Consider the following 305-nt stretch of genomic DNA (forward strand, 5'->3'; position numbering starts at 1 on the left):
TGGCTCCCCTTGCAAGACTTGAACTTGCGACATACGGATTAACAGTCCGCCGTTCTACCAACTGAACTAAAGGGGAATTACTTGTCTCAACATCAGGTCTATAAAGACCATTATTTGTTAAGTACCAAATAATGGTGCCTCGAGGCGGAATCGAACCACCGACACGCGGATTTTCAATCCGCTGCTCTACCGACTGAGCTATCGAGGCAAAAGAATGGTGCCGACTACCGGAGTCGAACTGGTGACCTACTGATTACAAGTCAGTTGCTCTACCTACTGAGCTAAGTCGGCACACTAAATTCTTT

At 46.9% G+C, this 305-nt stretch carries 3 tRNA genes; all 3 read right to left on the reverse strand.

Annotated elements, in window-relative coordinates:
- The 3 genes from H5300_RS27295 to H5300_RS27305 all read right to left on the reverse strand — a co-directional run bounded on the left by H5300_RS27295 (position 1) and on the right by H5300_RS27305 (position 291).
- A tRNA-Asn gene (locus H5300_RS27295) sits at positions 1-76 on the reverse strand.
- 56 nt (positions 77-132) lie between these two features.
- A tRNA-Phe gene (locus H5300_RS27300) sits at positions 133-208 on the reverse strand.
- Positions 209-215: 7 nt separating this feature from the next.
- Positions 216-291, reverse strand: a tRNA-Thr gene (locus H5300_RS27305).
- Positions 292-305 lie beyond the last annotated feature (14 nt).

The organism is Vibrio sp. SG41-7, from assembly GCF_014164465.1.
In the GTDB taxonomy this organism is placed as follows: domain Bacteria; phylum Pseudomonadota; class Gammaproteobacteria; order Enterobacterales; family Vibrionaceae; genus Vibrio; species Vibrio splendidus.